4 protein-coding genes and 1 pseudogene are annotated in these 5,314 nt (G+C 38.3%); all 5 read left to right on the top strand.

What is annotated here, in order from left to right:
- A pseudogene (locus AAC037_RS19180) lies at positions 1 to 507 on the top strand (hypothetical protein); the annotation flags it as partial.
- A 55-nt stretch (positions 508 to 562) separates the two neighbouring features.
- Positions 563 to 2,233 carry a mechanosensitive ion channel family protein gene (locus AAC037_RS19175; protein ID WP_339904866.1) on the top strand — a complete coding sequence of 557 codons (1,671 nt, stop codon included), beginning with the start codon at positions 563 to 565 and terminating at the stop codon, positions 2,231 to 2,233.
- Positions 2,234 to 2,399: 166 nt separating this feature from the next.
- On the top strand, positions 2,400 to 3,131 hold the full coding sequence (locus tag AAC037_RS19170; RefSeq protein ID WP_339904864.1) for an SDR family oxidoreductase: 732 nt from the start codon (positions 2,400 to 2,402) through the stop codon (positions 3,129 to 3,131).
- A 317-nt stretch (positions 3,132 to 3,448) separates the two neighbouring features.
- Positions 3,449 to 4,531, top strand: coding sequence for an efflux RND transporter periplasmic adaptor subunit (locus AAC037_RS19165; protein ID WP_339904863.1), 1,083 nt, complete (start codon positions 3,449 to 3,451; stop codon positions 4,529 to 4,531).
- A partial coding sequence (locus AAC037_RS19160; RefSeq protein WP_339904862.1) for an ABC transporter permease occupies positions 4,531 to 5,314 on the top strand: 784 nt, incomplete at its 3' end. The genes AAC037_RS19165 and AAC037_RS19160, both read left to right, overlap by 1 nt.

The raw sequence follows: 5,314 nt of genomic DNA, 5'->3' as shown, positions 1-5,314 counted from the left end.
GGAAACGGTGTAAATACTGGATACGCCATTGAAGAAGGAAGTAATAATGAGCTTTCTAAACTTGTCACCATAAATGAGGTAGGGGAGGTGCTAAAGCTAAATTTTAAAGGGGAAATTACCTATAGGAACCAACTGCTTCGTCCTGATACCGATACTAAGTTTAGCCTAGTGAACGATCAGAGTAAAAGCGAATATGTATGGGTAGTAGAGGAATATAACAAACTTAAGGTACTACGGCCAAATGAAGAACAATTGTTTGAAATGAGCATTCCATCAAACGATTTGGAGTATAAATATTTTTCTTTTGGAGAAGGGAATGAGATTTTTGCCGTTTTAGATAAGGTTCAAGAATTCGCCTATCTTTATAATGCCAAAGGTAATTTGATAAACCAAAAGCCAATAAGCGTTAGCCAAAGCCTTTGGATTCACTTTTCCGGAAGCGATAATGCCTATACATTGGTGACCCTTTATGGAGATAAACTTTACGAATACAAAATACCATTATAAATACAGACCAAAGATTGGTTTTATTAAAGAGAGAATTTTAACAATGAATAATTGCATGCGAAATATAATAGGAATTTTCTTTTTTATTTTTTTAGGCTTTGTATCATCCTTGCAAGCACAAGTATTCAATTCCGGTTCTCTGGTGCTACAAGATACCACAGATCATAATAATTTCAGTTCTCCCTATCATACCACCTATACTTTTTTCTATAACCTGAATGAGCCCAATTTTAATCCGGAAATCGCAGCTAAGGCATTGGACATGGAGGGGAGCGAAGGGCAAGATGCAGCAGCTTTGGCAGTAAAGTTAAAGCAGATTTTTGATGGTAAAGGTGTTTATGTGCGGATGAATACTGTCCCTAATTCTGCTGAGTATAGAGATACGTTGAGAAATGGGCAGCATGTGTATGTCTTTGATGAGTTAATACTGCCATCTGTTTATTTGGTGAAAGTTGGCAACCGCTGGAAATTTTCTTCCGCGACGGTAAAAAACATCAAAGCCTTACACCAGGAAACCTACCCGATGGGTACAGCCAAATTACTGGAAATACTGCCTAGGTTAGGCAATCAACATTATTTTGGGCTATACCTATGGCAATTGATAGGCATTTTCTTTCTATTGTTGATGGTATTTACAAGCCATAAACTTTTCACGTTGCTGATTGATCGGCTTTTTTATTACTTTCTTATCAAATCAGGTTATGGGCAAATTGCCAAGCAGTACTTGCTGCCGGTGGCAAGAATAATCAGTATTTATATTATTATTTTGCTATTGGCAATATTTATTCGGGTTTTACAACTACCTATAAGTGTTGCGTCTTGGGTTACCATACTCCTGAATGCTGCAGAACCTTTTATCGTTACGGTCATCTTTTATAAGTTGGTCAATGTACTATCAGCGTATATGGCTAGGATGGCTGATAAGACAACTTCTACCCTTGATGACCAGTTGGTGCCATTAGTAAGAAAGACCCTTAAGGCATTTGTTATTGTCATTGGTTCTCTGTTTATATTGAAATATGGTTTACGGATTGATATTGTACCTTTCCTTACCGGGTTGTCAATTGGTGGTCTTGCCTTTGCTTTGGCCGCACAGGATACCATTAAAAATTTCTTTGGCTCCGTTATGATTTTTATCGACAAACCATTTCAGGTAGGTGATTGGATTACTAGCGGGGAAGTAGACGGAACAGTAGAAGAAGTAGGCTTTCGATCCACCAGGGTTAGGACTTTTAGAAACTCCCTGGTCTACATTCCCAATGGTAAAATTGCTGATGCCACCGTAGACAACCACGGACTGAGAAAATACCGGAGATTTTATACCAATATTACCATTACCTATGATACTCCCCCGGAGTTGATTGAAGTTTATTTAAGTGGCTTACGTAAGATTGTTCAAAATCACCCTAAAACTAGAAAAGACTATTACAATATTTATTTGAACAATCTTTCAGCTTATAGTTTGGACATTATGTTCTATGTCTTTTTTAAGGTGCCTACTTGGCCGGAAGAACTAAAGGCAAGAGAGGATTTGATTCTATCAGCGATTCGACTTGCCAATGAATTAGGGGTTAGGTTTGCTTTTCCAACGCAAACATTACATATGGAAACCTTTCCTGAGAAAAAGGGGCTGATGCCTGTTTATGAAGATGATAAGGCTGCCTATCAAAAACGTTTGGATGCTTTTATCCATACAGAAAAGGGAGAAGATAAAAAGAATGGATAAAAGGGTTGATACTGCGCTCTTTACTTTCGCCTTATGAAAGAGTGTTTCTTGTGGACTACCTTAAGGTAAAAGCTTCTAATTCTGTAGATTTAGTTTCCTATTAGGGATTATGGTTTGATTTTTGAACCGATTATTCCAAATTAATTTTTAGCTTAATCCAACGATTATGGAATTTCAAGACAAGATTGCAATAATTACAGGTGCCAGTAGTGGCATTGGAAAAGCAATAGCTACCGCGCTTTCCGAAAATGAATGTACGGTCATTTTGGCCAGTAGAAGCATTGAAAAGTTAAAAGACATCCAATCAAAATTGCCTCATGAAAGCATGGCGGTGGAAATGGATGTAAGTGACAGCCAAAGTGTGTCCCAGGCTTTTAAGAACATCAAGGACAAATACAGTCGTATTGATATCCTTGTAAATGCTGCCGGTGTAATGCCACTGAGTTATATGAAGAACAGGCACCTTGAGGAATGGTTGCAGACCATAGATGTAAATGTGAAGGGAGTGCTTCGTTGTACTTATGAAGTATTGCCGGATATGAAGCGTCAAAAGTCCGGGCATATAATAAACATTACCTCTGTAGACGGTAAAGAGTTGTATCAAGGAGGAGCTGTTTACGGGGCGTCTAAAGCGGCACTAATTGCCTTGTCAAGGGCTATGCGCATGGAGTTGTCTCCGGAATTTAATATTCGAGTGGCTTCCATCGAGCCGGGAACAGTAGATACCAATCTCAGGGATGATATTACTGACAAAGAATTGCTGGAGGACAAAGATTATGGAGGAGTGGAAGCCAAGCTTCAACCGGAAGACATTGCTCAGGCTGTGTTATATGTCTTAAATCAACCTGCCACAGTGAATGTCAATGAATTATTGATCAAACCGACAGGCAAACCTTAAGATTCCCAATTAAGGTAATTTGTTCCTTATCAAATTTTTTGTAAGCCGGTCGAACGTTCCTTCATCTATGTTGATAGTACTATTTGGTTAGGGATGCTATCCTCCCATTTCTATTGGGCCTGAGTGAATTATTATCTCCATTTAAATGGGTTGATTATAATATTTCTTTTGCCTATACTTACTAAATCAATAGGAAAGTCTATAAAATGGCGTTAATTAAAGCCTGAATAGCCTGGATTTGGCTTCCATTCAAAATTTCACTTTTGCCTTTATTTGCCTATTAAAGTGAGAAGTAAATTGAACAAAAAAACAGATGAATGAATAATTGTACGCTAGTTGTATTGCTGTTGATTGTTTCCTCCTTTTTTTCCTGCAGCAATAAAAGTGATGTCATTAGGCCTGAAGTGAAAAACATCACGGAAAGTGTATATGCCTCAGGAACTATAAAAAGTGAAAACCAATACGAAGTCCAAGGAAAGGTAAATGGCCCTATTGAAAAAGTATTTGTAGAAGAAGGTTCATTGGTTAAAAAGGGAGATCCAATTTTTCAATTGGACAATAAAAATTTAAAAATAGCTACTGAAAATGCGAGGCTCGCCTCGGTAGCCGCTGATTTTTCGGTAAACGAAAATAAATTGCTTGATGCGAAAAAGGGCATAGACTTGGCCAAAAAGAAATTGACCAATGATTCCTTATTGTACCTGCGGCAAAGAAAGCTTTGGGACAAAAGTATAGGCACTAAAGTCACTTTGGAAAAAAGGCAATTGGACTATGAAAATGCACAACTAAATTTGGCCACTGCCCGCACCAATTATGAGGAGGTAAAGAGACAACTTGAACTACAGTCCGAACAAAGCAAAAACAATTTGGAGATCGCGAAATTATTGGAAAACGATTATGTCATTAAGAGTGAGGTAGATGGACTGGTTTACAAGGTAAATAGAGAAGAGGGGGATCTAATCAATGGTTCAGAGGCAGCGGCTGTGATTGGGAGTGCGGATTTTTTAATTGAACTGAATATTGATGAATTGGATAGAGTAAAAGTGAATAAAGGTCAGCGGGTATTTATTAGAATGGACAGTTACCAGTCTCAAGTATTCGAAGCTGAGATTGTTGCCATTGACCCAATGATGAATTCACGTACAAGGTCTTTTCAGGCAGAGGCGAAGTTTACCAAAAGGCCTGCCCAACTTTTCCCCAACCTGACAGTTGAGGCCAGTATTTTAATCCAAACAAAAGAAGAGGTTTTAACCATCCCAAGAAATTATTTACGCAATGATTCTTCGGTAATTCTGGAAGGCGGAGAGCTCCAATCAGTTGAAACTGGATTGATGGATTACGATTTGGTAGAAATTAAAGATGGTATCGATAGTAATACAAGGATAGAACTGCCGGAATAATGAAGGTTAAACACATCACAGAGATTTCCGGGGCCTTGATGCGAGCCAGATGGAAGCAAACACTTGTTGCTGCTGTGGGTGTTACTTTTAGCATTGCTTTTTTTATTTCTCTATTGGGTTTTATGGAGGGTTTAAACCAACTGGTAGACGGGATAGTCTTGAATAGGACACCTCATGTAAGGCTTTATAATGATATACTTCCTTCCAAGGTGCAACCCATTGAATTAAGCGAAGATTTCAAGGATCATTATAACTTTATTCAATCTGTTAAACCTACCAATACACGAAAAGAAATATACAATGCTCCGCAGATAATCGATAAGCTTTCTAATGATGGCAGGGTATTGGGAGTGGCACCTAAAGTTACTGCTCAAGTTTTTTATAATTTAGGCAATATAGATCTTAATGGAATTATAAACGGGATAAACCCTGAGAAGGAAGCAGCTTATTTCTCCTTCAATGACTATATCCTTGGAGGAAATTCTTTGGACCTCAATAATGTCAGCAATAGCATAATATTGGGTCAAGGAGCTGCCAATACCATGCGGGCTAAGGTAGGTGATATTGTCACCGTCACCAGCACAGAGGGCGAGCAGTTTTCCTTAAAAGTTATTGGCTTTTTTCAATCCGGAATTTCGGAGATAGATAAGGTACAGAGTTTCGCCAGTTTGTCAACTACTCAAAAAATACTCGGTGAAAACAATAATTACATTAGTGACATCCAAGTAAAACTAAAGGATTTAAACCAAGCGCCGGCAATCGCCAGAGAGTATGAACATTTCT

The sequence above is a fragment of the uncultured Cyclobacterium sp. genome (assembly GCF_963976465.1).
GTDB lineage: Bacteria > Bacteroidota > Bacteroidia > Cytophagales > Cyclobacteriaceae > Cyclobacterium.
The sequence above is the reverse complement of the archived record's forward strand: the minus strand, read 5'-3'. Positions and strand labels throughout refer to the sequence as shown.